The following is a 23,685-nucleotide window of genomic DNA, read 5'->3' as shown; positions in this document are numbered from 1 at the left end:
GTTAGTTAACTCTAAACTACGATTGGCAAATCTTTCATCGGAAGATAACCACGCTCTAAATTTAAGTATCATCTACTCCACCAGTCCTTTATCGTGTGTCCAGATTAACGTATGCGTTCCATCGTCATTTACGATATGAATTGTATCTACATTATCTTTTTGAGATTGTGCTTTGTATAACATAGATTTTATTGAAGTGCTTTTATAAGTAAATGCACGTTGTTTACCATTGTCGTCTTGGAAAATTAGCTGGTTACTCTTTAATATAATTAACAATTTGGGTAGCACTGTACTCTCTGTAACATCTGTTTCTTCACTAACAACAACCATTAGTTCTTTATCTTCAGTAAATTCTTTTAATACTGTATCTGTCTTATTATCTAAGTCATATAATTTTATTTCTACATCTCCATGCTCTCCATCTGAATTATAACTGTAATATCTACTTATATCTGATAGCTCTGTGTTATCTATAACGTAATGTAAATATTCTTTCATTGTCATCGTTTTCTGTTGTTTAATCTTCATTTCTCTCACTCCTCTATACTTAATCCTCTATCGCTACAAAACTGTTCAAATGCTGCTTTATCAAACGTACGTCGCTTAAATTCAGTAAACTTTCTATAATGCCCACATACTGTGTACGCATCACCCACAATATGTATGTGGGCAATACGTCGGTTATCTTTCGTTAGGTAATGCTTGTTAGTGAAGTATGTGGATCTCATGATGTACTCCCCATTCCTGTTATCTCAGTATCGGCAAGCAACCATTTAGGTATTTCCTTTGTTTGCTTAATAGGTTTGTATTTTTTATCAGTAAATTTTATATTCAATTCTTCCTCTGTATCTTCGTTATAAGGTAGTAGATTTAAACTTGAGAAACCCATAAAATCATTTGCATCATTTTGTATGAAGAAAGCACCAGTTGCTTCTCTAGTTAGGACGTCACATTGAACAACAGTCCCATTCATACCTCTAATCAACATATTGAATAATAGAAATGGTATCGATCTATCGGACAATTCTTCTGCCGTGTAGTAATAATATCTAGGTTCATAATCAAATGGACTGTGATTCATTCTGTCATAATTCCAACGCTCGATAACAATACCACCTGTGCCTGCTGCCGGTTCATAATAAGTATTACCTTCACTGCCTACCATTTGAGTTAATAGTTTGCTAACTGATTGAGGTGTAAAATCTTGTTTTTGTTTTCTTCTATCTGCATGCTCATCTTGAAAGTAATCATGGAACCAGTCGTAAGTTACATCTTTGTCAAAGGCGTTTAAGAAGTCTATAAAATACTTATCTCGCTCTGATTTATCCATATATAATATTTCCATTAGTCTGTCTGGTGCTTTATAACTCTCTTTGATACCAAGTAAGTCATTAATTTTAGTTAGTATATCCGCCATTATTAGCCCTCCCACTTATCAAAAAGTCGTTGCACATAAAATTTTGCTTTATCAATGTCCTCTCGGCCATTCTTCATATTTGAACGACTTAAATATTTGATAGCATTAAATACATAAGGTGCTAACTCAGGTGGATACTGCTTACACACTTGGTCGCAATAGTCTATGACTTCTATATCTCCATAAGTATAATGCGCTGGGTGGTTTACCGTGTCGTTACGTTTACGTTGTTGTAAGTCATTTGTATACATCTTTTCCAACTCCTCTTGTTTTTCATAACTTACTGGTATCCAATCTGTATTTTCGTCAATATAGGCTATATCACCATTAAATTTTATGACTTTTCCTTTTATTTTATAGTCATGTATTGTTCTAACTATGCTTTCAAATCGTCCTAATTTTGTTTGTCCCATCTTGTTAACAAATTCTATCCATCTTCCGTTGCTTAAATTCGATAAACGATTAACTTCACTCATCTAGCCACCTCTTTACATTTGAATGTGTAGCTTTCCCACAGATACTTCGCATACTTACTTTCATTATGTTTCTGTGGTACCTTATACAGATGTGCTTTCTTCTCACGTTGACGCTCTGCCTTGTACGCCTGTACTTTTTTCTCGATATATTCATCTTCCATTTCATCGAATACATCAGGCTCGCCTGTTTGTTTTACACCATTGATATAAACAACAGTGCCAGTCGGTACGATGTCGTAAATGTCATTGCCATTTCTTAAACTATTAATAAGTCCTCTTACGGTAATTTCGTCCTCATATAAGTCCAGTAACTCATCATAAGGGAAATGATAAAAGTGCTTATTAACTTTAATTTGTAAGCAAATTGTATTGTCCACAGTAACGTAAGCTTTGCTTAAATTTATTGCTAAATCATAATCCCAGTCTGCATCTAATCTTTTTTGAACGAGTTTCACGCTTAATCCTTTTTTATATAAAGTTTTTTTAAGTTCTTCAGATACAGTGTGTGTTTCACCGTTATACGTTAATGCAGCATTTTTCTTATAAGGTACGCCATTCAGTAAGTCATCATCACGTAATCCTAAATGGTTATATCTATACTCCAACGTGCCATAACTAATACCTGTTCTTCTTGCTAATCCTTTTAATGAAATTTCTTCGCCTTTAAATATCATTTCTTAACCTCCACATTCTTAACTTTAGTTTTGAACTTATAGTTATTAATGCGTTTTATATCTTTGTCTAGTTTTTGAGAAAGTCGATGAATTTCACTTCTTAAATGTTGTGTTTTCTTAATATTGTTATCTAGTTGGTCTATCGTAGAATGCACACTACTTACCAATTCATTAAAATCCTCTAAGTTAATTTCTACCTGCACTTTATAATTTTTACGTTTTTTAAATATCATTCTCATATCCCCCTGTCAGTAATGGTCGGTTCCTCTATCCAACGAACCTTGCCATCTGTATATTCATCTTTATTTGTTTGCATGTGATTGTGTATTTGTTCTTCCAGTTCCCAGTTATCGTCATTAGGATGAGCTGGAAATGTAATTGTCTTTTCAAACTCGACGTTATATTTAATCTTGATTGTTTCTTCCATTTAGATCACCTTCTATGATTTTGATTGCATCGTTCACATTTTTTGCTATCCCGTATAGAATATTTTGTTTTTCTGCAAATGCTTTAAATTTTTCTTGCTCAGGTCTTAACCTTCCTTTATCAGTCTTAACTTCAATAACAATAAATTTACCGTCTGATTTACGAAAACCTACTGTATCGGGGAAGCCTTTAGGCATAAGTTGAATTACACGATTATCTTTTGTAATAACTTTGCCTGCATTACTTCTCCACAATCTATGGCCTAATTTGTTTACAGCAATGATTATTTCATTTTGTATTGTTTGCTCTGATTTCATACAATATGAAAGCCTCTAAATGTACTTAATTCTTTACCATTTATTAATCCTTCTTTTCCTAAAACCATAGGAGCAATATCACCATTTTCATACAATGCCCACATTTCAATACGAACAAAATCTTTAAGTGTATATCCGTCTTCATCTTGAAATTCGATTACTATTTTCAAATCTTCATTGCTATTAATTAATTGTTTTATCATTTTTTATCCTCCGCTAAGTTTGTTTAAGTGACGATAAAAGTGACGATAATTTTCAATCTAAAATCCCATAACTACAAGGGTTTAGATACTCAAAGTGACGTAGTGACGCAAAATCTTAAAAACTTTATCTATATTAATTAGGTTTCTTTATTTTACGTATTATACTTTTGTAAAAATTTGCGTCACTCTTTGAAAAAATAATGTTGAAAGTACTGTTGTATCAATGTTTATCGAATCTTTATGCATTGAAATTTGCGTCACTCTCTCCGTCACTTCGTCACTATTTCAAAACTTCTTCTAACCCTTTATACTTTTGTTTCAATTCAATCCCAAAGAAATTAATACCGTCATTCATTTTTTTATTCTTATACTTCTCTTTCATCTTTTCGGTGAACTTTTTATAAGTTAACTTATAATTTCCAGTTTCATTACACCAATCAACATAAGCGTTATATAAGTCTTTGTTTTTTTCTCTACCTTGGTCAATAATGGTACATTTATCATTGACGAATTCTTGTAATTCATCCATTTCAGTTCTATAGCTAGCAACGGCACTTCTTAATTTCTCTGGCATTTCTAATCCTTCTCGCATCCACATGTATGCACCTTCAGTCATCCAGTTTAAGATTGCAGGTGCTTCTCTAAGTAATTTATACTTTAGATCTTTGTCGACTTTTTCTTCGGGTATCTGAACTTCAAATGGTATTAGTACTAAGCGTCTCCATATTCCGTCGTCAGTACCACGAATAATTGGCTTATGGTTTGTTGAAACCCATATCTTGAATTTAGGTGTGTATTCAAATTCTTCTGCGTATAGGAATCTAGCAGTAACTTTATCTCCACCAGTAATTTGCTTAATTAGTCCTTCATCGAATCTGAAACCTTCGTTAGGTTCTGATGAAGTAACAAATCTTGCTTTACTCAATCTAGCTATATCTGTATTTACATTGTCGTTTTTCTTAACCATTAACGATTTTGCTTGCATGTTGTTTGAGTAATCTCCAAGTATCTCTGCTATGGTTTCAACGAATATACTTTTACCATTACGTCCTTTACCGTGAAGTATGAACATCACTTGTTCTCTTGTACTTCCAGTTAAGGAGTAACCTAATGCTTTTTGAATGTATCGAATAACTTCTTTATCTCCTGCAAAGATGTCGTTTAAGAAATCTAACCATACTGCAGGTTGCATTTTTTCTGAATAATCAGTATTCGTAATTTGAGAAAACATTTTATTGATGTCATGTTTGTATAATTCACGACTAGTTAAATCGATATATCCATTAGCTACATTGAGCAGCATGTTATCTTTATCGAAGCTATCTGGTGTTACAGGTCTACGATGTTTTAGTTCATCTGTGATATTTTTCTTAGATTGGGTACCACGTGTTTTTTTATAAAATTTCTGGAAGAACTCTTTAGCTTCTTCTTCCGTAACATCTTCGTTGTGTATTACTTTTTCTTTTTTCATGCTTTCTATCATTTCATCAATGAGCTTACGTATTGAACCTCTATCGTCTAAGGTCCACTTAGTACCATCGTAGATATAAAATTTCTTTTCTACGTAACTGAATTTGTACAAGTTACCGTATCTATCGATAAAACGATCTGCATTGCCTGTATCATCATAACTACGTACTGGATAATCTACTTCTTCTTTTTTAGTATCAAAGATGTGGCTTAATGCATAACGCAGCGGTTCCTTTTCTTCTTTTGGTGTGTAAATGTTATTTGCTTCATTGATTGCTTTGAATAATGTCTGTTCTCCGTATGTGGAGTTCTTACGTTTCTCATCCCATTTATCTCTATATAGATTGGATTGTCTGAATATACTATCCATTTGGGAATAATCTTTTGCACACCAGAATGCTAGAATATTTGCAAGTGCCATATCTGCTTCAGAATGAGAATTATAATAAGGTTCAAAATTACCTTTCATTAAGTCATCGAATAATTTTGATTGCTTTGATTTGTAGATTTCATTGATTACATCAATCTCTGATAAGTTGTGGATATTTTGTTGGTAATTGTTCTGTGTTGGATATTTAACTGTATTATCAGGTAGATACTTATCATAAATTGTTTTAAATACGCGTTCAGATGTTTCTGTTACTTCTGTATACTTACCAATACGTTTGCCAGTCATAGTAAAGAATCTGCCGCTGTCGTACATTTCAATGTTACCTTTACGTCTACGACTGCCCGGTATTTTACCTTTAACAATTATGTGTAATCCTGTGCCACTAGGACTTACTTCTGTGTAACTTTTAAATGCTTCGTTGAATTCACTAACGATATTGTCGAGTTTATCTCCTTGTTTATATCTGTGAAGATCATCATCAATTTTATCTATATCAATGCCAAGGTATGGGGGTTCAAAGAAGAACCCTATACCGTCGACACCTTCTGCATTAACTGCTGTTTCATAACTTGACCAAGTGCTTTTATCATTTGATTTCGCAAATTCTCCTGTTTCAGCATTGAAAGGTATTTTAGTTTTTTTACCATTGCGTTCTTGAAGTTTCCAAACGCACCAGTTATTAAGTTGTTTTAATTCATCTGGAATGTTAGAAAGGTAAGTCGTCATCGTTAATATCTGCACCACCTTCGAACGGGTTAGTAGATTGTTTACTGTCTTTATCTTTTTCTTTCCACTCATGATTCACTTGTGGGTATTTGGTATTTTTAAAATTCCATGGTGCTACACGATTTACTGTTTGTTTGTTGCCTTTGTATTCATTTTCTTCTTGCTTAACGAAAACTCTTACAGGTTTGCCACGGAACATAGAAAGTAATTGTTCAAAGCTTTCTACTTTTGTTCCTTCTGGAACACCTACACCATTTAAATAGTGCATGAAATTATCCATTTTATATTTGTATTCACCGTCAATCGTACGTTTCCATTCATCAACAAAGATGTGTCGGTTAGCGTATTTACCTTTTTGTTCTGCTAATTCAGGTACTTTTGTTAAATCGTTACGTACTACTAAAGTTAATTGCGTTTCTTCTTTACCGTTAGGTGTTGAACGTTCTGTTGCATTTTTGATAATAACTTCGTAATCACCTTCTGGAAGTGGTCCAAATTCTTGATTGTTTTCCTCGATATTTGAATAATCTGTTGTAAATAATGTCATAATTAATTTCTCCTTTAATTTTTATATTTTTCTCTTAATGGTTTAATCTGTGCGTAAAATTGCGGGAAGTTCATTCTTGAACATTCTGGATAGTTAAATTTAATCCATGTTTCTTTGTAGTTATTTGCTTTTGCGTATAAATAATAATCTTCTAATGTTTCTAAATCTGATTGCGATATATTGTCTTTGCTATATCGTTTGAGTGTGTAATCTACTTTAAAAGGTTTAATATCTGTAAGTTCAGCATCTACTTTGTTTAATTCTGATTTCTCTTTTTCTGTTTCGTTTTCATGACCACACTCGGGACATGCAGGTAATGTGTTTTCGTAGACTGCAAAACATTCATCACATGATGTTAAACCTAATTCGTTATTTTCTTGTTGATTGCGTTTTTTCTTAAAACCATTGAAATATTTTTTCCAATTATGCTTTGTATCAGGAAGTCCATGTCTCGCATAATTTCCGACGTGATCTATAATCAATGCTTTTTTATTAGGTTGATAACGCATTGAGCGCATAGCTTGCTGCATAAATAAAACCAATGAATCTGTGGGTCTTGCTAGGATTACGCAAGTGCAATCTGGAACATCAAAACCTTCGCTAATTAAATCCACATTGCATAAAACTTTGATAGTGCCATTTCTAAAATCATTCATGATTTGTTCACGTTCAACAGATTTCGTTTTAGCGTCTACATGAACAGCATTGATGCCTTGGCTTTGAAATTTTTCAGCTATATCTTTACTAGATTCAACACTGTGGGCATATAGTATAGTTTTCTGACCGTAAGCATATTTTTTATAGTTAGCAACAATGTCACCGTAAATCGCTTTAGGTATAGCCTCATCCATAGATTTCTTTGTATAGTCACCTGTTGATGACTTTTTTAGTTTAGAAGTATTTGCCATTACAATACTTTTGTATTCATAATCTGCTAATTTGCTATTGTTAATAAGCCACTCAACACTTGGACCTTCGACCATTTCGTTATATATATCAGTGAACCCTTTACCATTTGATCGCCAAGGTGTCGCCGTAAACCCCAAACGCAGTGCTTGTGGAAAATGCTCATATATTTCTGTATAAGTCTTCGCTCTACTATGATGTGTTTCATCAGTTAATATAATTGTCGGTGGTGTTAATTGTTCGAGTATATTTTTCGCTCTTTTTTCTGAGAGTATATCTACATGATTTAAATCCACACCGTGCGTAGTTAAAGTTTTAGTAATCTGCATTATCAATTCTTTACGATGAACAATGAATAATATGCGACCACCTTTTTGAACTGCTTTCTTCACTACTTCTGCAATCATTACTGACTTGCCACTACCTGGTGGACTTTGTATTAATACGCCTTGATTTTTAGGTAATAACTTTCTTGCCTTATCAACTAACTCAAGTTGATAATCGAATAGTTGGAACCTAGTCACTTTCACCACTTCCTAATTGGAACAATTCATCTTGTTTACAATGTTCATCTTGGGATAATTGGTTTTTAGCCCAAACTGTATTACTAGGTTGTAAAATAAAACCTCTATTACCTGATTTTTCATTGATAACTAATCGTGCAACTACTTGGCACAAACCTGCAACGTTGTCACGAATTGTATGTCTGATATCAGGCATTGTTCTTGTAAATTGTTGTCCACCTTCTGTGTAATGTTCTGCTGTCGTTTCCCACGCCAGAAACACTAGTCGCTTATTTAAATTTTGTAAGAAACGAAAACTATCTATTGTGAAAAAATCGACCTGTTGGTAATGTGCCATTTCAGGAGTACGGTTATTACGACCATTTCGACCTAAATTTGCTAGCATGGATCTAAATAATTCTGAAATGTTATCAATAACAATATTGTCGTATTCGCTAATATCTTGGTCGTTTAACCATATAGTTAAATCTCCCCACTCCTGCCAAGCTTCATGGGTATTAAAGTCTAAAATGTCAATGTTCTCATTACCTTTAAGTGGTCGTTCTGATTTGTCTATACTGATATAAAGTGTTTTTCCAGATAAGAAATTAATCGTGTGTGTTTTCCCTCTACCAGGGGAACCGTAAATTAAAAATGTATCAGTATTTTTGTTCATGTTTTTTGCAGACTTAATTTGAAAACTCATCATTAACCTCCTCGTATTCAGTTATTTCTGTTACTGTTTTCTTAATCGCTATGTGGTTATCCATATTGATACTTGCTTCTTCCATACCGTTGAATTCTCTTGCTCTATTTCTATTTGTTGAATAGCTAACATCCGAATTACTATCGGTAGGTTTATTAGTGATATAAATCGGCATATCTCTGTGACGAATAATATAAGTTACTGTTTCATTCACCACTGCATCACTCGATTCATAATGCGATCTGTTTCACTTGTATTTTCATAAATCCAATTAAATGCTGCTTGTTCAAGTATTTCCTGAGCAGTGGTTAATCCTGCATATTCTTCGTAGATTTGAATAGCATCAATAAATTTATTGTTTTCATCGACTAATGTGACATCGATACTATCTTCATTTCTATAAATATTGATTTTAAATTTGAACCCTAATAATTCTATTTTTTTACTCTTTGTAGTACCTACTTCGTAATACATCTTGTCTACCTCCTAGTTTTGGTGGTATACTTGTGTTGTCTAATTACACAAATATACTTTCTGACTGTTAAGCGTTGGCGCGCTTTGCAGTCTTTTTATTTTCGAAAAAATAGTTATCAAAGAACGCATACGTCAATGCTGCAATGAATGTCCCTACAAATATTGCTGTTGTGAAGTAAACACCGATGAGCATTAAAACTAGTGTAAATACCATCCACGCTGTGAATGCAATATAAAATGATTTGTTCATGCCTATCCCTCCTTTCTAAAATTCATCTCGATACTTTCTTAAAAACTCATATGCTTTAGGTCCATCAAAGCACCAATTCTTACGACCATTACCTGGATAACTTGCAATATTTTCACGTTCTAATATTTTCCGAAATCTTGGTTTATCCAATATTCTTTCGTTGACTGTTGTTTCAGATTTGAACGGTGAATTTTCGACAAAGTCTTTCTTACTCCAAATTGCTTTTTGCTGATTCATCAATAACTGTGTATGTTCATCTGTAGTTATTAATACAAATTCAGGTGGTATCGTTACTGTAAGTTGTGTCATCTCAATCACTCCTTTCGTGTATAATGTTGTTATCGCTACTGCGATAGTGGGTGGTGTTTAATTAATGAGTAATCCATATATCAATTCTGAATTACAGAAAATAATTAGTGACCTAAAACTGAAAACAAATTATGCGCAAAATATAACTAATAAGCATGATCAAAATTTAAGAAGCATAGCTTTTAATGCTAAAAAGTATTCCGATATACAGTCGTCTGTAGTTTTAAGCTTGTTAAATAAAAATAACTTTGAATCTGTTAATGATTTTTTAAGATTGCAAACAGGTTTAGCTAAAGCAATGAAATCATCTAATTCAGCAATAATGCCTAAGCGATTATTTTCTCAAGAACTTATACATTCTTTTAAGAATACTTATAGGTTTAATGATGAGATAGTGTTTCAAGCTCAAAAGGCTATTAGAAATCTTTATATCAATCCAACTGCTATTTCTACTTTGGTTGAAACCATCAATACGACCAATCCAGTAAAAAATTATCAATATCAAGCAAACGATAATAAGTTTGAAAAAATGTTCTTGGATAAAAATGCACTCCCTTACAACGTCTATGTTAAAAATTCTGGGCATTTTGCAATTACTACTGATGCAGGTAACTTTCTAATAAATTTTATAAATGATAATTCTTTGCATGTTGAAAGGTCTCTAATCGTAGTTGTAATGGCTTTATTAATGTATCTCTATAGTTTTTATCCTTACTCTAAAGATTAAGATTTACATCTACGCCTAAATCAAATTTTGATTCCTCATTCTGCTCACTACCATGAGTAGTTTGAGGTTTTTTATTTTCTGCCCCTACCACTTCCCAATCATTTGCTAATAAGTCTTCTGCCATTGGTTGCCACATTGGTGTGAAGGCTTTTTGATTGGGTACAGTTACTATATAGCCATGTGAGTTAGTTGGTATAAATTCAACTGTGCTCCCTGGCTCAGCATCTCTGTCGAACTGTGATGAGCGATAAATAGCTGTTCCATTTTCCATCGCTAATTTTGTTGCTTCTTGAATGTTCATTCCGTTTCCTCCTTTAAGTTGGTTGTTTTTCTTCGACTAAAACGTATTTAAAATACGATTTGTCTTTTAAAAAAATAATCTCATCGATTGAGACTTTTAGAATACCTGCAATCCTAAATGCATCTTTAGGTTTTATAATTTCTGGATTATTTTCCCAAATATTATAAGTGGATGGTGATATTCCAATTTTTTTAGCAAAATCTGCTTGAGTAATTTTTTTTCTAGATCTCCACTCTTCGAGTGTTAAACCTTCAGCTGAACTAGTCATTTGTATACCTCCTTTTTTTAAGTTAATTATAGTTTATCGCATTTTAAATTCGATTACAAGTATTTACAGTAATTTTTTTATTCATTTTCGTATATTTATTTTAAATTTTCGTATTTTAAGTGTTGAAATTACGATTTTTCATAGTATAATAATATATAAGATACGAACTACATATAAAGGAAGGTTTTAAAAATGGCTTTCAAAAATTCAATCAAAGAAATACGTCTTGAAAACAGATTGTCAAAAGTAGAAATGGCTAAAAAATTAGATGTTTCTGAAGGTACAATAAGAATGTGGGAAAATGGTAAAAACGAACCAAGAATGGGTATGATTGAAAAAATTTCTAGTCTATTTAATGTTTCTAAAAGTTACTTATTAGGAGAAGTAGAAATTATAGATATGCCAGAATTAGATAAAGAAATTGAAATCCCTTATTTTGGCAAAGTGTCTGCTGGTAATTTTGAAGAGGTTTCTATAGAAGACTCAAAAGTTAGAACTCCCTCTTTTGTATATAAAGGTCGCAACCCTGAAGAATGTATCGCTTTACAAGTAAATGGAGATAGTATGAATAAAATATTAGCTAATGGTTCATACATAATCGTTCATGACTATAGAATTAATCAAGACCATAAGTTAAACAACAATGATATTTTAGTTTTGCGGTTAGGCGGTGAATACACAGTAAAACGTGTTCGTCGTACAGAAACTAAGTTACATTTAGATCCTAGTAGCTATTCTGACGAATTTAAAACTAACACATTCAATTTAGATAGTTTGGATGAAATAGAAGTAATAGGTAAAGTTATATACAATTATCAATCTTTTGAATAAGGAGTGGTTAATATGGAAATTAAAAACGAAAAATTTATAGATGTTAACGGTGAAATTAAAGTTAAAATACCTGTTTTTACTATGGAAGGTTTGGCTAGAGAAATGAAAAGACAGGATGAAATAAAAGATAAAGGAGAGAAAAAATGATTACATTTAAAGAGCAAACTAAAGTTAGTTGGAATGAAGGTAAATATAAGAAAACATTAAGCGATGAAGAGTTGAAAACTTACAAATCTTTAACTCGAAATGAGAAGGATTATTTAGTATTATTTTATCTTGATGATACTCCTATTAGTTTGAGTGATAGAAACTGGTTCTCTGAATTAAGCAATCGTATTAACGAGAGAGAAAAAGAACAAAGTAGAGAAATAGTTGAGAAGAATTTAAGAAAAGAAGAGAAAGTAAACAAAAAATTTGATAATTTAAACGATGAACAAATTGAATTTAAAGAAGCTAAAGCTGCATTGGGTGGCTACATGGCAAGAAGAGGATTAACAAATTTAACAAAAGAAACTCAAAAACTATTAATCGATGGAAATTATAAAAGTAATTTGGATAGTTTTCAAAGTGGTTGGGCAAAAATAAGTGGTAACCCCTATCAAAATACAATTATAAATACGAATATAGGCCAATTAGATACAAACTTAGCACAAATTAAATTAATGGATAATATGTTAAAAGATAACAAAGAATTATGCGAGCAAAATGAAAAATTAATTAAACAAAATAATGAAATTATAGAATTACTTAAAACTATAGCGAATAAATAACGGGCACTCCTACAGTGCCCTATATATTTTTATCTTTTTTAAGGAGGAATACTGATGAACATAACTAAACGCAATGGTAAATGGCAATACGACTTCAGATATAATGAGCAACGTTACCGAAAAGGTGGATTTCGAACAAAGAGAGAAGCAGAATACGCAGGTAATGAAAGATATAACGATGCATCAAAAGGTATTGATCTAGATAATAAAATTGCTTTTTCGCAATATACACTAGAGTGGATAGAAACCTATAAAAAACCTTATATATCTGCAAAAACATATAAAGATAACTATCGTATATACGAAAAGATATTCGAGTATTTTGATGACACCCCTATTAATAAAATAACTCGACCACAATATCAAAAGTTTTTAACCGAATATAAATCTGAATTATCACAAGACCAGTTAGGACGTATACACGCATTGTGTAAGAAAGTGATTGAAAATGCTATTTACGATGGATTACTCATTAAAAATTTTACTTTCGATATTACAGTTAAGTCTACTAAAGCACCTAATAAACAAGAAACAGATAAATATTTAAATATCGAAGAACTAACGGCATTGAAAAAATATTATAAAGCACGTACGCACCATTTATCAGCATCCACACATATTATACTACTCATGATTGAAACTGGTGGTCGTTATAGTGATTGTATTAATTTAAAACGCGAAGATATAAACGAAACTAAAAACGAAATATTTTTAAATGGTACAAAAAATAGGACTGCCCCTCGTCATGTGGTTGTTTCTAAAGAGTTAATTAAAATACTCATTAATTATGCAAATAAACGCCCTACTCATATTAATAAATATTTATTTGCTTATGATGGGAAACAAATTACAAATGCTACTATAAATAAATCTTTAAAAGAAGCGTGTACGAATTTAGGTATTAAAAGAAAAATAACCAGCCATGCTTTTAGACACACGGTAGCTTCTTATTTAATATATAAAGGCATTAATATTTATTACATTTCTAAGTATCTAGGTCATTCAGATATATCAGTCACACTTAATAAATATGGTCATCTACTTAAAGAGAGTTTGGAAGAAGATAAAGAACGCACTGTAAAGCTAATGGAAAATTTATAAATCGCCCTATCCATTGTGGTCGTTAACTTACAAAGATTTCTGGTCACGCAATTGGACACGTAACATAAAAATTGGCTCGCGTGACCACACAGTGACCAAAATATTTATATTTAATGATTTCTAATGATAGAAAAAATAAAAAGAAACCCCGTCGTTATGGGATTTCTTAAAAATACTGATACTCTATGATTGTTAGAATATACCGGTGGTCGGGTTCGAACCGACACTCCAATGAAGGAACGGGATTTTGAGTCCCGCGCGTCTGCCAATTCCGCCACACCGGCTCAATAGATAAATAAAAAACTTCCCATTGGAAGCAATTATGGAGCGGAAGATAGGACTTACACCTATACCTTGTTCCGGGAAGGAACCTGTTCTAAGAATTAAACTACTCCCGCATATGTTATTAAATTAAATGGAGCGGAAGATAGGACTTACACCTATACCTTGTTCCGGGAAGGAACCTGTTCTAAGAGTTAAACTACTCCCGCATATGTTATTAAATTAAATGGAGCGGAAGATAGGACTTACACCTATACCTTGTTCCGGGAAGGAACCTGTTCTAAGAGTTAAACTACTCCCGCATGAGTTATTAAATTAAATGGAGCGGAAGATAGGATTTGCACCTATACCTTGTTCCGGGAAGGAACCTGTTCTAAGTGTTGAACTACTCCCGCATATCACATGGAGGCGGCAACCGGATTTGAACCGGTGATAAAGGTTTTGCAGACCTCTGCCTTACCACTTGGCTATGCCGCCAATTAACTGGGCTAGCTGGATTCGAACCAGCGCGTGACGGAGTCAAAGTCCGTTGCCTTACCGCTTGGCTATAGCCCATTAATATTAAGGGCGGTTGATGGGAATCGAACCCACGAATGTCGGAACCACAATCCGATGCGTTAACCACTTCGCCACAACCGCCATGGCAGGGGCAGTAGGAATCGAACCCACATCAAAGGTTTTGGAGACCTCTATTCTACCGTTGAACTATGCCCCTATTAAATTATAGATGGTGGAGGGGGGCAGATTCGAACTGCCGAACCCGAAGGAGCGGATTTACAGTCCGCCGCGTTTAGCCACTTCGCTACCCCTCCATGTGATGCCGGCCAGAGGACTTGAACCCCCAACCTACTGATTACAAGTCAGTTGCTCTACCAGTTGAGCTAGGCCGGCTTGTATAAAAAATGGTTCAGGACAGAGTCGAACTGCCGACACATGGAGCTTCAATCCATTGCTCTACCAACTGAGCTACTGAACCATAATGGCGGTCTCGACGGGAATCGAACCCGCGATCTCCTGCGTGACAGGCAGGCGTGTTAACCGCTACACTACGAGACCAAAAATATGTAATTGCGGGAGGCGGATTTGAACCACCGACCTTCGGGTTATGAGCCCGACGAGCTACCGAACTGCTCCATCCCGCGGTAATAAAAATAATTAATGGCGGAGGAAGAGGGATTCGAACCCCCGCGGGCCGTTAAGCCCCTGTCGGTTTTCAAGACCGATCCCTTCAGCCGGACTTGGGTATTCCTCCGTATTAATAAATAATTTTATTGAATTATATTGCTGAAAAATAAATGGCGGAGGAAGAGGGATTCGAACCCCCGCGGGCCGTTAAGCCCCTGTCGGTTTTCAAGACCGATCCCTTCAGCCGGACTTGGGTATTCCTCCGTATTTAATGGACCTTGCAGGATTCGAACCTGCGACCGAACGGTTATGAGCCGTTAGCTCTGACCAACTGAGCTAAAGGTCCTAAATATAATTCAAAATAAAATTTAGTGGCGGTGGAGGGGATCGAACCCCCGACCTCACGGGTATGAACCGTACGCTCTAGCCAGCTGAGCTACACCGCCGTTAAATATGTTTTATATGGTGGAGACTAGCGGGATCGAACCGCTGACCTCCTGCGTGCAAAGCAGGCGCTCTCCCATCTGAGCTAAGCCCCCATATAGGTATTTTAATCGGGAAGACAGGATTCGAACCTACGACCCCTTGGTCCCAAACCAAGTGCTCTACCAAGCTGAGCTACTTCCCGTAAAATATATTAACGCGCCCGATAGGAGTCGAACCCATAACCTCTTGATCCGTAGTCAAACGCTCTATCCAGTTGAGCTACGGGCGCATATTTTACAAAAGATGGTGCCGAGGACCGGAATCGAACCGGTACGGTAATTACTTACCGCAGGATTTTAAGTCCTGTGCGTCTGCCAGTTCCGCCACCCCGGCACAAAAAATAAAATGGAGCAGAAGACGGGATTCGAACCCGCGACCCCGACCTTGGCAAGGTCGTATTCTACCGCTGAACTACTTCTGCAAATGCGGGTGAAGGGAGTCGAACCCCCACGCCGTAAGGCGCTAGATCCTAAGTCTAGTGCGTCTGCCAATTCCGCCACACCCGCATGTAATGGTGAGCCATAGAGGATTCGAACCTCTGACCCTCTGATTAAAAGTCAGATGCTCTACCAACTGAGCTAATGGCTCTTACATGGTGCCGGCCAGAGGACTTGAACCCCCAACCTACTGATTACAAGTCAGTTGCTCTACCAGTTGAGCTAGGCCGGCTAATTATGTAATTAAGTAAAATGGTGGAGAATGACGGGTTCGAACCGCCGACCCTCTGCTTGTAAGGCAGATGCTCTCCCAGCTGAGCTAATTCTCCATTATAACTTGCCTGGCAACGTCCTACTCTAGCGGGATGTAAATCCGACTACCATCGGCGCTAAGGAGCTTAACTTCTGTGTTCGGCATGGGAACAGGTGTGACCTCCTTGCCATTGTCACCAGACAATGATGTATAAAAGTTATACATTCAAAACTAGATAGTAAGTAAATATCATTTTACCAATCAAAACATTTAAATTGATTAAGTCTTCGATCGATTAGTATTCGTCAGCTCCACATGTCGCCATGCTTCCACCTCGAACCTATTAACCTCATCATCTTTGAGGGATCTTATAACCGAAGTTGGGAAATCTCATCTTGAGGGGGGCTTCATGCTTAGATGCTTTCAGCACTTATCCCGTCCATACATAGCTACCCAGCGATGCCGTTGGCACGACAACTGGTACACCAGAGGTATGTCCATCCCGGTCCTCTCGTACTAAGGACAGCTCCTCTCAAATTTCCTACGCCCACGACGGATAGGGACCGAACTGTCTCACGACGTTCTGAACCCAGCTCGCGTACCGCTTTAATGGGCGAACAGCCCAACCCTTGGGACCGACTACAGCCCCAGGATGCGATGAGCCGACATCGAGGTGCCAAACCTCCCCGTCGATGTGAACTCTTGGGGGAGATAAGCCTGTTATCCCCGGGGTAGCTTTTATCCGTTGAGCGATGGCCCTTCCATGCGGAACCACCGGATCACTAAGTCCGTCTTTCGACCCTGCTCGACTTGTAAGTCTCGCAGTCAAGCTCCCTTATGCCTTTACACTCTGTGAATGATTTCCAACCATTCTGAGGGAACCTTTGAGCGCCTCCGTTACTCTTTAGGAGGCGACCGCCCCAGTCAAACTGCCCATCTGACACTGTCTCCCACCATGATCAATGGTGCGGGTTAGAAATCCAACACAGCGAGGGTAGTATCCCACCAACGCCTCCACGTAAACTAGCGTTCACGCTTCTAAGGCTCCTACCTATCCTGTACAAACTGTGCCGAATTTCAATATCAGACTGCAGTAAAGCTCCACGGGGTCTTTCCGTCCTGTCGCGGGTAACCTGCATCTTCACAGGTACTATGATTTCACCGAGTCTCTCGTTGAGACAGTGCCCAAATCGTTACGCCTTTCGTGCGGGTCGGAACTTACCCGACAAGGAATTTCGCTACCTTAGGACCGTTATAGTTACGGCCGCCGTTTACTGGGGCTTCGATTCGTAGCTTCGCAGAAGCTAACCACTCCTCTTAACCTTCCAGCACCGGGCAGGCGTCAGCCCCTATACATCACCTTACGGTTTAGCAGAGACCTGTGTTTTTGATAAACAGTCGCTTGGGCCTATTCACTGCGGCTCTCCCGGGCGTTAACCCTAGAGAGCACCCCTTCTCCCGAAGTTACGGGGTCATTTTGCCGAGTTCCTTAACGAGAGTTCGCTCGCTCACCTTAGAATTCTCATCTTGACTACCTGTGTCGGTTTGCGGTACGGGCACCTAATATTCTAGCTAGAGGCTTTTCTTGGCAGTGTGAAATCAACGACTCGAGGAAACAATTTCCTCTCCCCATCACAGCTTGACCTTATGAGTGCCGGATTTGCCTAACACTCAGTCTTACTGCTTGGACGTGCACTCCAACAGCACGCTTCGCCTATCCTACTGCGTCCCCCCATCGCTTAAAACGAATTTAGGTGGTACAGGAATATCAACCTGTTATCCATCGCCTACGCCTATCGGCCTCAGCTTAGGTCCCGACTAACCCAGAGCGGACGAGCCTTCCTCTGGAAACCTTAGTCAATCGGTGGACGGGATTCTCACCCGTCTTTCGCTACTCACACCGGCATTCTCACTTCTAAGCGCTCCACATGTCCTTGCGATCATGCTTCAACGCCCTTAGAACGCTCTCCTACCATTGTCCTACGGACAATCCACAGCTTCGGTAATATGTTTAGCCCCGGTACATTTTCGGCGCAGTGTCACTCGACTAGTGAGCTATTACGCACTCTTTAAATGATGGCTGCTTCTAAGCCAACATCCTAGTTGTCTGGGCAACGCCACATCCTTTTCCACTTAACATATATTTTGGGACCTTAGCTGGTGGTCTGGGCTGTTTCCCTTTCGAACACGGACCTTATCACCCATGTTCTGACTCCCAAGTTAAATTGATTGGCATTCGGAGTTTGTCTGAATTCGGTAACCCGAGAAGGGCCCCTCGTCCAAACAGTGCTCTACCTCCAATAATCATCACTTGAGGCTAGCCCTAAAGCTATTTCGGAGAGAACCAGCTATCTCCAGGTTCGATTGGAATTTCTCCGCTACCCACAACTCATCCGCTCACTTTTCAACGTAAGTCGGTTCGGTCCTCCATTCAGTGTTACCTGAACTTCAACCTGGTCATGGGTAGATCACCTGGTTTCGGGTCTACGACCAAATACTCAACGCCCTATTCAGACTCGCTTTCGCTACGGCTCCACATTTCCTGCTTAACCTTGCATCAAATCGTAACTCGCCGGTTCATTCTACAAAAGGCACGCCATCACCCATTAACGGGCTCTGACTACTTGTAAGCACACGGTTTCAAGTTCTCTTTCACTCCCCTTCCGGGGTACTTTTCACCTTTCCCTCACGGTACTGGTTCACTATCGGTCACTAGAGAGTATTTAGCCTTGGGAGATGGTCCTCCCAGATTCCGACGGAATTTCACGTGCTCCGTCGTACTCAGGATCCACTCAAGAGGGTTATCGTTTTCGACTACAGGATTATTACCTTCTTTGATGTATCTTTCCAGATACTTCGTCTAACAATAACTTTTGTAACTCCGTATAGAGTGTCCTACAACCCCAACAAGCAAGCTTGTTGGTTTGGGCTGTTCCCGTTTCGCTCGCCGCTACTCAGGGAATCGATTTTTCTTTCTCTTCCTCCGGGTACTAAGATGTTTCAGTTCTCCGGGTATGCCTTCTAACATGCTATGTATTCACATGTTGATAACACGACATGACTCGTGTTGGGTTTCCCCATTCGGAAATCTCTGGATCAAAGCTTACTTACAGCTCCCCAAAGCATATCGTCGTTAGTAACGTCCTTCTTCGGCTTCTAGTGCCAAGGCATCCACCGTGCGCCCTTAATAACTTAATCTTTTTGTTTTTAAGTCAAACGCTTGCAACACATTGACTGACAAACGTTTTCTTTTGAAAACATCTATCGAAGTCAAACGCAATGTTTAACTCAAAACCCAAAATGTTATTAATCTGTGAGTGTTCTTTCGAACACTAGCGATTATTTTAGTTTGAATTCAAGCTTTTTAAAACTCTAATTCACTCGGTTTTGCTTGGTAAAATCTATATTTTACTTACTTATCTAGTTTTCAATGTACAATTTAATAAATGGTGGAGACTAGCGGGATCGAACCGCTGACCTCCTGCGTGCAAAGCAGGCGCTCTCCCATCTGAGCTAAGCCCCCAAATATTTGATGTTGCAACTATAATGGTGGGCCTAAGTGGACTCGAACCACCGACCTCACGCTTATCAGGCGTGCGCTCTAACCAGCTGAGCTATAGGCCCATTCTCGTGTTGAACACTCTATGAGCATTCAAAACTGAATACAATATGTCTACGTTATCCCGTTTCATCTTCGTAGAAGATATTCCGAATATATCCTTAGAAAGGAGGTGATCCAGCCGCACCTTCCGATACGGCTACCTTGTTACGACTTCACCCCAATCATTTGTCCCACCTTCGACGGCTAGCTCCATAATGGTTACTCCACCGGCTTCGGGTGTTACAAACTCTCGTGGTGTGACGGGCGGTGTGTACAAGACCCGGGAACGTATTCACCGTAGCATGCTGATCTACGATTACTAGCGATTCCAGCTTCATGTAGTCGAGTTGCAGACTACAATCCGAACTGAGAACAACTTTATGGGATTTGCATGACCTCGCGGTTTAGCTGCCCTTTGTATTGTCCATTGTAGCACGTGTGTAGCCCAAATCATAAGGGGCATGATGATTTGACGTCATCCCCACCTTCCTCCGGTTTGTCACCGGCAGTCAACTTAGAGTGCCCAACTTAATGATGGCAACTAAGCTTAAGGGTTGCGCTCGTTGCGGGACTTAACCCAACATCTCACGACACGAGCTGACGACAACCATGCACCACCTGTCACTTTGTCCCCCGAAGGGGAAAGCTCTGTCTCCAGAGTGGTCAAAGGATGTCAAGATTTGGTAAGGTTCTTCGCGTTGCTTCGAATTAAACCACATGCTCCACCGCTTGTGCGGGTCCCCGTCAATTCCTTTGAGTTTCAACCTTGCGGTCGTACTCCCCAGGCGGAGTGCTTAATGCGTTAGCTGCAGCACTAAGGGGCGGAAACCCCCTAACACTTAGCACTCATCGTTTACGGCGTGGACTACCAGGGTATCTAATCCTGTTTGATCCCCACGCTTTCGCACATCAGCGTCAGTTACAGACCAGAAAGTCGCCTTCGCCACTGGTGTTCCTCCATATCTCTGCGCATTTCACCGCTACACATGGAATTCCACTTTCCTCTTCTGCACTCAAGTCTCCCAGTTTCCAATGACCCTCCACGGTTGAGCCGTGGGCTTTCACATCAGACTTAAGAAACCGCCTACGCGCGCTTTACGCCCAATAATTCCGGATAACGCTTGCCACCTACGTATTACCGCGGCTGCTGGCACGTAGTTAGCCGTGGCTTTCTGATTAGGTACCGTCAAGGTGCGCACAGTTACTTACGCACTTGTTCTTCCCTAATAACAGAGCTTTACGATCCGAAGACCTTCATCACTCACGCGGCGTTGCTCCGTCAGGCTTTCGCCCATTGCGGAAGATTCCCTACTGCTGCCTCCCGTAGGAGTCTGGACCGTGTCTCAGTTCCAGTGTGGCCGATCACCCTCTCAGGTCGGCTACGTATCGTTGCCTTGGTAAGCCGTTACCTTACCAACTAGCTAATACGGCGCGGGTCCATCTATAAGTGATAGCAAAGCCATCTTTCACTGTAGAACCATGCGGTTCTACATGTTATCCGGCATTAGCTTCGGTTTCCCGAAGTTATTCCAGTCTTATAGGTAGGTTACCCACGTGTTACTCACCCGTCCGCCGCTAACGTCAAAGGAGCAAGCTCCTTATCTGTTCGCTCGACTTGCATGTATTAGGCACGCCGCCAGCGTTCATCCTGAGCCAGGATCAAACTCTCCATAAAAAATTATGATGTTTGATTAGCTCATAAATACTAATTGTGTGTTATCTCTAACACGTTTAAACCAACGATTATATCGTTGCGTTTGGAATTAACGTTGACATATTGCAATTCAGTTTTCAATGTTCATTTGTTGCGTTACAAGAAACTATTGTAACATTAATATTTCGTTAAGTCAATAATAAATTTATTAATTAATTTAAGAAATTTTATTTTGTTCTTAACTCAACATTTACTATTCTATATTGCTTTCGCCTGTTACACAAGTACCAAATTTACACTAACAAGCATTTTCTTTTTTGAAAATTTGAGTCATTATTCGGTGCTTGTTTTGACGACTTTTATATAGTATCAAGTTTCTAAAACAACGTCAATAAAAATAAAGAATAAATTTAGTTTATAATTACTTAATCGTTAACCTATTGTCGTTTAAATGTATTAAAAGTAATTTTTGTGTAATAATATTATCGTTTTTACCTTAATTTTTCCATTAATATAAAAAAAAAGAGAGGAAAATGCTCCTCTCTTCAAATCTTATTCGTATCCTTTGTCTTGACATTCTTTACAGACACCATAAATTTCCATACGGTGGTGTGATACATTAAATTCAGTTACGTGCTGAGCTAGTTGTTCTACTTCATCCAATTGTGGGTAATGGAAGTCAACAATCTTACCGCAGTTTTCACAAATCACATGATAGTGGTTGTGTGTATTAAAATCGAATCTACTTGATGAATCTCCATAAGTTAATTCTTTTACAATACCTTTATCTTTAAAAACACGTAAATTATTATAAATTGTAGCAACACTTATATTAGGAAAATCTGGTGACAGTGCTTGATATATTTCGTCAGCTGTTGGATGTGACTCTGCAGCTATCAAGAATTTTAAAATAGCTTGTCGCTGTGGAGTTATTCTTATACCAGCTGTTCTTAATGAAGCAATTGAATCTTCAAGTTGATGTTCAATGCTTTCCATTTCTGCACTCATTTCCCTCACCATCTTTCTATATAATAATTATTATTACTTAATACTAATATAACTGTTACAAGAGTAAAATGTCAATATTATTAGACTAATAATGGTTAATAGCCCTTACTTGTATCAATTTTATTCTCAATTACATCATCCTTATTGAGAAACGCTTTCAAATTTTTAATAAATGTATCCGTTACTACATCACTAAATTCAGTATTGTTGCCTGATATGTGAGCTGTTATAGAGATATTGTCTAAATCATAGAAAGCACTATCTTCAGTTAAGGGTTCGTTTTCAAATACATCTAAATACGCATGTCTTATAATATTATTTTTCAACACATCAATGATTACATCATTTTCAACTATGGAACCACGCCCAACATTTATAAATAATGCGATATCTTTCATTAATTGAAAATGGCGTTTTGTTAATAGGTGAACAGTACTTGGTGTTTGTGGCAACGTATTAATAACGATATCTGCCAAACCAACTATGTTATGAAGTTCTTCTATGTTATATGTTTCATCGAAGTATTCAACTTCTTTACCTGTTGTATTTATACCTATAACTTTGACACCAAACGCTTTAGCTAGTTGCGCAGTTCTTTGCGCTATACTACCTGTTCCTAAAAATAAAATATTTTGTCCATTTAAATTTTTGCTTATTAATCTACTATCATAATGTCTATTGACTTGGTTTCTATATGAAGTACGCATATTTTTATAGTCTGCTAATATATAGCCGATTATAAATTCAGACATTTGTATGACATGTGCATCTCTATTATTTGTTAATATAATATTTCTTTGTTGTAAATACGCTAGAGGTAATTTGTCTACCCCTGTGGCATACCAAGCTATCCATTTTAAGTTTGGACACTCATCTAAAAATGCTTCCGTTAATTTATCAACGCCAAATAATATGTCCAAGTCCTTTTTGTCTTGTTCATTAATTTCATCCATACCGCTAGTAAATACAAATTCAACATTAGGTAAAGCTTCTTGTAATCTTTCTTCTTTATCACCTAATCTTATTAAGCTTACTGCCTTCATATA

Annotated in this window: 26 protein-coding genes, 29 tRNA genes and 3 rRNA genes; 5 read left to right on the top strand and 53 right to left on the bottom strand. The window is 37.4% G+C overall.

Features of this window, described 5'->3' with window-relative positions; all coding sequences use genetic code 11:
• Positions 1-72: 72 nt before the first annotated feature.
• The 17 genes from C7J89_RS06435 to C7J89_RS06355 form a co-directional block, all read right to left on the bottom strand.
• On the bottom strand, positions 73-528 hold the full coding sequence (locus C7J89_RS06435; RefSeq protein ID WP_103295485.1) for a hypothetical protein: 456 nt from the start codon (positions 526-528) through the stop codon (positions 73-75).
• 5 nt (positions 529-533) lie between these two features.
• Positions 534-728 (bottom strand): SAV1978 family virulence-associated passenger protein, encoded by a 195-nt coding sequence (locus tag C7J89_RS13585; RefSeq protein ID WP_103295486.1) that lies wholly within the window; start codon positions 726-728, stop codon positions 534-536.
• Positions 725-1,417, bottom strand: a complete 693-nt coding sequence (locus tag C7J89_RS06425; RefSeq protein WP_106884400.1) for an N-6 DNA methylase — start codon at positions 1,415-1,417, stop codon at positions 725-727. The genes C7J89_RS13585 and C7J89_RS06425 overlap by 4 nt, the downstream gene beginning before the upstream one ends.
• 2 nt (positions 1,418-1,419) lie before the next feature.
• Positions 1,420-1,893 (bottom strand): DUF3310 domain-containing protein, encoded by a 474-nt coding sequence (locus tag C7J89_RS06420; protein ID WP_233432446.1) that lies wholly within the window; start codon positions 1,891-1,893, stop codon positions 1,420-1,422.
• Entirely contained in the window at positions 1,890-2,567 is a 678-nt protein-coding gene (locus C7J89_RS06415) for a hypothetical protein (protein WP_103295487.1), read from the bottom strand. The genes C7J89_RS06420 and C7J89_RS06415 overlap by 4 nt, the downstream gene beginning before the upstream one ends.
• Positions 2,564-2,800, bottom strand: a complete 237-nt coding sequence (locus tag C7J89_RS06410) for a hypothetical protein (protein ID WP_103295488.1) — start codon at positions 2,798-2,800, stop codon at positions 2,564-2,566. Before C7J89_RS06410 ends, C7J89_RS06415 begins: the two co-directional genes overlap by 4 nt.
• A gap of 2 nt (positions 2,801-2,802) precedes the next feature.
• Complete coding sequence (locus tag C7J89_RS06405) at positions 2,803-2,994, bottom strand: hypothetical protein (protein WP_103295489.1); 192 nt, start codon at positions 2,992-2,994, stop codon at positions 2,803-2,805.
• Positions 2,972-3,310, bottom strand: a complete 339-nt coding sequence (locus C7J89_RS06400) for a VRR-NUC domain-containing protein (protein WP_103295490.1) — start codon at positions 3,308-3,310, stop codon at positions 2,972-2,974. Before C7J89_RS06400 ends, C7J89_RS06405 begins: the two co-directional genes overlap by 23 nt.
• Entirely contained in the window at positions 3,307-3,513 is a 207-nt protein-coding gene (locus tag C7J89_RS06395; RefSeq protein WP_103295491.1) for a hypothetical protein, read from the bottom strand. The genes C7J89_RS06400 and C7J89_RS06395 overlap by 4 nt, the downstream gene beginning before the upstream one ends.
• Positions 3,514-3,793: 280 nt before the next feature.
• On the bottom strand, positions 3,794-6,100 hold the full coding sequence (locus tag C7J89_RS06390; RefSeq protein WP_103295492.1) for a phage/plasmid primase, P4 family: 2,307 nt from the start codon (positions 6,098-6,100) through the stop codon (positions 3,794-3,796).
• Complete coding sequence (locus C7J89_RS06385) at positions 6,081-6,647, bottom strand: DUF669 domain-containing protein (protein WP_103295493.1); 567 nt, start codon at positions 6,645-6,647, stop codon at positions 6,081-6,083. The genes C7J89_RS06390 and C7J89_RS06385 overlap by 20 nt, the downstream gene beginning before the upstream one ends.
• A gap of 14 nt (positions 6,648-6,661) precedes the next feature.
• Complete coding sequence (locus C7J89_RS06380; protein WP_103295494.1) at positions 6,662-8,077, bottom strand: DEAD/DEAH box helicase; 1,416 nt, start codon at positions 8,075-8,077, stop codon at positions 6,662-6,664.
• Positions 8,070-8,762 carry an AAA family ATPase gene (locus C7J89_RS06375; RefSeq protein WP_103295495.1) on the bottom strand — a complete coding sequence of 231 codons (693 nt, stop codon included), beginning with the start codon at positions 8,760-8,762 and terminating at the stop codon, positions 8,070-8,072. The genes C7J89_RS06380 and C7J89_RS06375 overlap by 8 nt, the downstream gene beginning before the upstream one ends.
• Complete coding sequence (locus C7J89_RS06370; RefSeq protein ID WP_103295496.1) at positions 8,746-8,976, bottom strand: DUF2483 family protein; 231 nt, start codon at positions 8,974-8,976, stop codon at positions 8,746-8,748. The genes C7J89_RS06375 and C7J89_RS06370 overlap by 17 nt, the downstream gene beginning before the upstream one ends.
• The gene (locus tag C7J89_RS06365; RefSeq protein WP_103295497.1) at positions 8,973-9,236 is read right to left on the bottom strand and encodes a DUF1108 family protein; all 264 of its coding nucleotides are present in this window, start codon (positions 9,234-9,236) and stop codon (positions 8,973-8,975) included. The genes C7J89_RS06370 and C7J89_RS06365 overlap by 4 nt, the downstream gene beginning before the upstream one ends.
• Positions 9,237-9,303: 67 nt before the next feature.
• Positions 9,304-9,486: a DUF1270 family protein gene (locus C7J89_RS06360; protein ID WP_103295498.1), complete on the bottom strand. Its 183-nt coding sequence runs from the start codon at positions 9,484-9,486 to the stop codon at positions 9,304-9,306.
• Between the two features lie 15 nt (positions 9,487-9,501).
• Positions 9,502-9,795 carry a DUF771 domain-containing protein gene (locus C7J89_RS06355; RefSeq protein ID WP_103295499.1) on the bottom strand — a complete coding sequence of 98 codons (294 nt, stop codon included), beginning with the start codon at positions 9,793-9,795 and terminating at the stop codon, positions 9,502-9,504.
• 64 nt (positions 9,796-9,859) lie between these two features.
• Here C7J89_RS06355 and C7J89_RS06350 point away from each other — a divergent pair, with 64 nt between their 5' ends.
• Complete coding sequence (locus C7J89_RS06350) at positions 9,860-10,522, top strand: hypothetical protein (protein WP_103295500.1); 663 nt, start codon at positions 9,860-9,862, stop codon at positions 10,520-10,522.
• On the opposite strand, the gene C7J89_RS06345 is transcribed toward C7J89_RS06350, so the two are convergent.
• Both C7J89_RS06345 and C7J89_RS06340 read right to left on the bottom strand, forming a co-directional pair.
• On the bottom strand, positions 10,512-10,823 hold the full coding sequence (locus C7J89_RS06345) for a Thoeris anti-defense Tad2 family protein (protein WP_106884399.1): 312 nt from the start codon (positions 10,821-10,823) through the stop codon (positions 10,512-10,514). The genes C7J89_RS06350 and C7J89_RS06345 overlap by 11 nt on opposite strands.
• A 13-nt stretch (positions 10,824-10,836) precedes the next feature.
• Positions 10,837-11,091: a helix-turn-helix transcriptional regulator gene (locus tag C7J89_RS06340; RefSeq protein WP_103295501.1), complete on the bottom strand. Its 255-nt coding sequence runs from the start codon at positions 11,089-11,091 to the stop codon at positions 10,837-10,839.
• 192 nt (positions 11,092-11,283) lie between these two features.
• Between C7J89_RS06340 and C7J89_RS06335 the strand changes: the two genes are divergently transcribed.
• The 4 genes from C7J89_RS06335 to C7J89_RS06325 are packed head-to-tail and all read left to right on the top strand — an operon-like array spanning position 11,284 to position 13,793.
• Positions 11,284-11,922 carry an XRE family transcriptional regulator gene (locus C7J89_RS06335; protein WP_103296165.1) on the top strand — a complete coding sequence of 213 codons (639 nt, stop codon included), beginning with the start codon at positions 11,284-11,286 and terminating at the stop codon, positions 11,920-11,922.
• 12 nt (positions 11,923-11,934) lie between these two features.
• On the top strand, positions 11,935-12,069 hold the full coding sequence (locus C7J89_RS13480; protein ID WP_258027144.1) for a hypothetical protein: 135 nt from the start codon (positions 11,935-11,937) through the stop codon (positions 12,067-12,069).
• On the top strand, positions 12,066-12,692 hold the full coding sequence (locus C7J89_RS06330) for a hypothetical protein (protein WP_103296166.1): 627 nt from the start codon (positions 12,066-12,068) through the stop codon (positions 12,690-12,692). The genes C7J89_RS13480 and C7J89_RS06330 overlap by 4 nt, the downstream gene beginning before the upstream one ends.
• A 54-nt stretch (positions 12,693-12,746) precedes the next feature.
• Positions 12,747-13,793: a tyrosine-type recombinase/integrase gene (locus tag C7J89_RS06325; RefSeq protein ID WP_103296167.1), complete on the top strand. Its 1,047-nt coding sequence runs from the start codon at positions 12,747-12,749 to the stop codon at positions 13,791-13,793.
• A 200-nt stretch (positions 13,794-13,993) separates the two neighbouring features.
• Here the strand turns inward: C7J89_RS06325 and C7J89_RS06320 are convergent.
• The 34 genes from C7J89_RS06320 to C7J89_RS06175 all read right to left on the bottom strand — a co-directional run bounded on the left by C7J89_RS06320 (position 13,994) and on the right by C7J89_RS06175 (position 23,682).
• Positions 13,994-14,077: transfer RNA gene (locus C7J89_RS06320), tRNA-Leu, on the bottom strand.
• A 39-nt stretch (positions 14,078-14,116) separates the two neighbouring features.
• Positions 14,117-14,191 (bottom strand) — tRNA-Gly (locus C7J89_RS13215).
• Between the two features lie 18 nt (positions 14,192-14,209).
• Positions 14,210-14,284: transfer RNA gene (locus C7J89_RS13210), tRNA-Gly, on the bottom strand.
• Between the two features lie 18 nt (positions 14,285-14,302).
• A tRNA-Gly gene (locus C7J89_RS13205) sits at positions 14,303-14,377 on the bottom strand.
• 18 nt (positions 14,378-14,395) lie between these two features.
• A tRNA-Gly gene (locus C7J89_RS13200) sits at positions 14,396-14,470 on the bottom strand.
• Positions 14,471-14,478: 8 nt separating this feature from the next.
• Positions 14,479-14,552, bottom strand: a tRNA-Cys gene (locus C7J89_RS06315).
• 6 nt (positions 14,553-14,558) lie between these two features.
• Positions 14,559-14,630: transfer RNA gene (locus C7J89_RS06310), tRNA-Gln, on the bottom strand.
• 11 nt (positions 14,631-14,641) lie between these two features.
• A tRNA-His gene (locus tag C7J89_RS06305) sits at positions 14,642-14,714 on the bottom strand.
• Between the two features lie 2 nt (positions 14,715-14,716).
• Positions 14,717-14,790 (bottom strand) — tRNA-Trp (locus C7J89_RS06300).
• 13 nt (positions 14,791-14,803) lie between these two features.
• A tRNA-Tyr gene (locus C7J89_RS06295) sits at positions 14,804-14,887 on the bottom strand.
• Between the two features lie 6 nt (positions 14,888-14,893).
• Positions 14,894-14,966: transfer RNA gene (locus C7J89_RS06290), tRNA-Thr, on the bottom strand.
• A 12-nt stretch (positions 14,967-14,978) separates the two neighbouring features.
• Positions 14,979-15,051: transfer RNA gene (locus C7J89_RS06285), tRNA-Phe, on the bottom strand.
• Positions 15,052-15,055: 4 nt separating this feature from the next.
• Positions 15,056-15,131, bottom strand: a tRNA-Asp gene (locus C7J89_RS06280).
• Positions 15,132-15,143: 12 nt separating this feature from the next.
• A tRNA-Met gene (locus tag C7J89_RS06275) sits at positions 15,144-15,217 on the bottom strand.
• A gap of 17 nt (positions 15,218-15,234) precedes the next feature.
• Positions 15,235-15,327 (bottom strand) — tRNA-Ser (locus tag C7J89_RS06270).
• A 44-nt stretch (positions 15,328-15,371) separates the two neighbouring features.
• A tRNA-Ser gene (locus C7J89_RS06265) sits at positions 15,372-15,464 on the bottom strand.
• Positions 15,465-15,472: 8 nt separating this feature from the next.
• Positions 15,473-15,546, bottom strand: a tRNA-Ile gene (locus C7J89_RS06260).
• A 26-nt stretch (positions 15,547-15,572) separates the two neighbouring features.
• Positions 15,573-15,646 (bottom strand) — tRNA-Met (locus C7J89_RS06255).
• 17 nt (positions 15,647-15,663) lie between these two features.
• Positions 15,664-15,739: transfer RNA gene (locus tag C7J89_RS06250), tRNA-Ala, on the bottom strand.
• A gap of 15 nt (positions 15,740-15,754) precedes the next feature.
• Positions 15,755-15,828, bottom strand: a tRNA-Pro gene (locus tag C7J89_RS06245).
• Between the two features lie 13 nt (positions 15,829-15,841).
• A tRNA-Arg gene (locus C7J89_RS06240) sits at positions 15,842-15,915 on the bottom strand.
• Positions 15,916-15,930: 15 nt separating this feature from the next.
• Positions 15,931-16,019 (bottom strand) — tRNA-Leu (locus tag C7J89_RS06235).
• 13 nt (positions 16,020-16,032) lie between these two features.
• A tRNA-Gly gene (locus C7J89_RS06230) sits at positions 16,033-16,107 on the bottom strand.
• Positions 16,108-16,110: 3 nt separating this feature from the next.
• Positions 16,111-16,192, bottom strand: a tRNA-Leu gene (locus C7J89_RS06225).
• Between the two features lie 6 nt (positions 16,193-16,198).
• Positions 16,199-16,274: transfer RNA gene (locus C7J89_RS06220), tRNA-Lys, on the bottom strand.
• 5 nt (positions 16,275-16,279) lie between these two features.
• A tRNA-Thr gene (locus C7J89_RS06215) sits at positions 16,280-16,355 on the bottom strand.
• A gap of 21 nt (positions 16,356-16,376) precedes the next feature.
• A tRNA-Val gene (locus tag C7J89_RS06210) sits at positions 16,377-16,452 on the bottom strand.
• Between the two features lie 10 nt (positions 16,453-16,462).
• Positions 16,463-16,577: ribosomal RNA gene (gene rrf / locus C7J89_RS06205) — 5S ribosomal RNA — on the bottom strand.
• Between the two features lie 74 nt (positions 16,578-16,651).
• Positions 16,652-19,574 (bottom strand): 23S ribosomal RNA (locus C7J89_RS06200).
• Positions 19,575-19,823: 249 nt separating this feature from the next.
• A tRNA-Ala gene (locus tag C7J89_RS06195) sits at positions 19,824-19,899 on the bottom strand.
• Positions 19,900-19,923: 24 nt separating this feature from the next.
• Positions 19,924-20,000: transfer RNA gene (locus C7J89_RS06190), tRNA-Ile, on the bottom strand.
• 100 nt (positions 20,001-20,100) lie between these two features.
• Positions 20,101-21,652: ribosomal RNA gene (locus C7J89_RS06185) — 16S ribosomal RNA — on the bottom strand.
• The 16S, 23S and 5S rRNA genes sit together here with 29 tRNA genes alongside, the layout of an rRNA operon.
• Before the next feature lie 531 nt (positions 21,653-22,183).
• Entirely contained in the window at positions 22,184-22,639 is a 456-nt protein-coding gene (gene perR, locus C7J89_RS06180; RefSeq protein ID WP_061855657.1) for a peroxide-responsive transcriptional repressor PerR, read from the bottom strand.
• Between the two features lie 95 nt (positions 22,640-22,734).
• Positions 22,735-23,682, bottom strand: coding sequence for a phosphoglycerate dehydrogenase (locus C7J89_RS06175; RefSeq protein WP_103296006.1), 948 nt, complete (start codon positions 23,680-23,682; stop codon positions 22,735-22,737).
• Positions 23,683-23,685 lie beyond the last annotated feature (3 nt).

Origin of the sequence: Staphylococcus kloosii, assembly GCF_003019255.1 — a bacterium.
GTDB lineage: Bacteria > Bacillota > Bacilli > Staphylococcales > Staphylococcaceae > Staphylococcus > Staphylococcus kloosii.
This window is presented reverse-complemented; position numbering and strand designations above follow the sequence as displayed.

Excerpts from the sequence above, each read along its gene's own strand:
- C7J89_RS06435 (WP_103295485.1), bottom strand. The coding sequence starts at position 528 with ATGAAGATTAAACAACAGAAAACGATGACAATGAAAGAATATTTACAT.
- C7J89_RS13585 (WP_103295486.1), bottom strand. The coding sequence starts at position 728 with ATGAGATCCACATACTTCACTAACAAGCATTACCTAACGAAAGATAAC.
- C7J89_RS06425 (WP_106884400.1), bottom strand. The coding sequence starts at position 1,417 with ATGGCGGATATACTAACTAAAATTAATGACTTACTTGGTATCAAAGAG.
- C7J89_RS06420 (WP_233432446.1), bottom strand. The coding sequence starts at position 1,893 with ATGAGTGAAGTTAATCGTTTATCGAATTTAAGCAACGGAAGATGGATA.
- C7J89_RS06415 (WP_103295487.1), bottom strand. The coding sequence starts at position 2,567 with ATGATATTTAAAGGCGAAGAAATTTCATTAAAAGGATTAGCAAGAAGA.
- C7J89_RS06410 (WP_103295488.1), bottom strand. The coding sequence starts at position 2,800 with ATGATATTTAAAAAACGTAAAAATTATAAAGTGCAGGTAGAAATTAAC.
- C7J89_RS06405 (WP_103295489.1), bottom strand. The coding sequence starts at position 2,994 with ATGGAAGAAACAATCAAGATTAAATATAACGTCGAGTTTGAAAAGACA.
- C7J89_RS06400 (WP_103295490.1), bottom strand. The coding sequence starts at position 3,310 with ATGAAATCAGAGCAAACAATACAAAATGAAATAATCATTGCTGTAAAC.
- C7J89_RS06395 (WP_103295491.1), bottom strand. The coding sequence starts at position 3,513 with ATGATAAAACAATTAATTAATAGCAATGAAGATTTGAAAATAGTAATC.
- C7J89_RS06390 (WP_103295492.1), bottom strand. The coding sequence starts at position 6,100 with ATGACGACTTACCTTTCTAACATTCCAGATGAATTAAAACAACTTAAT.
- C7J89_RS06385 (WP_103295493.1), bottom strand. The coding sequence starts at position 6,647 with ATGACATTATTTACAACAGATTATTCAAATATCGAGGAAAACAATCAA.
- C7J89_RS06375 (WP_103295495.1), bottom strand. The coding sequence starts at position 8,762 with ATGAGTTTTCAAATTAAGTCTGCAAAAAACATGAACAAAAATACTGAT.
- C7J89_RS06365 (WP_103295497.1), bottom strand. The coding sequence starts at position 9,236 with ATGTATTACGAAGTAGGTACTACAAAGAGTAAAAAAATAGAATTATTA.
- C7J89_RS06360 (WP_103295498.1), bottom strand. The coding sequence starts at position 9,486 with ATGAACAAATCATTTTATATTGCATTCACAGCGTGGATGGTATTTACA.
- C7J89_RS06355 (WP_103295499.1), bottom strand. The coding sequence starts at position 9,795 with ATGACACAACTTACAGTAACGATACCACCTGAATTTGTATTAATAACT.
- C7J89_RS06350 (WP_103295500.1), top strand. The coding sequence starts at position 9,860 with ATGAGTAATCCATATATCAATTCTGAATTACAGAAAATAATTAGTGAC.
- C7J89_RS06345 (WP_106884399.1), bottom strand. The coding sequence starts at position 10,823 with ATGAACATTCAAGAAGCAACAAAATTAGCGATGGAAAATGGAACAGCT.
- C7J89_RS06340 (WP_103295501.1), bottom strand. The coding sequence starts at position 11,091 with ATGACTAGTTCAGCTGAAGGTTTAACACTCGAAGAGTGGAGATCTAGA.
- C7J89_RS06335 (WP_103296165.1), top strand. The coding sequence starts at position 11,284 with ATGGCTTTCAAAAATTCAATCAAAGAAATACGTCTTGAAAACAGATTG.
- C7J89_RS13480 (WP_258027144.1), top strand. The coding sequence starts at position 11,935 with ATGGAAATTAAAAACGAAAAATTTATAGATGTTAACGGTGAAATTAAA.
- C7J89_RS06330 (WP_103296166.1), top strand. The coding sequence starts at position 12,066 with ATGATTACATTTAAAGAGCAAACTAAAGTTAGTTGGAATGAAGGTAAA.
- C7J89_RS06325 (WP_103296167.1), top strand. The coding sequence starts at position 12,747 with ATGAACATAACTAAACGCAATGGTAAATGGCAATACGACTTCAGATAT.
- perR (WP_061855657.1), bottom strand. The coding sequence starts at position 22,639 with ATGAGTGCAGAAATGGAAAGCATTGAACATCAACTTGAAGATTCAATT.
- C7J89_RS06175 (WP_103296006.1), bottom strand. The coding sequence starts at position 23,682 with ATGAAGGCAGTAAGCTTAATAAGATTAGGTGATAAAGAAGAAAGATTA.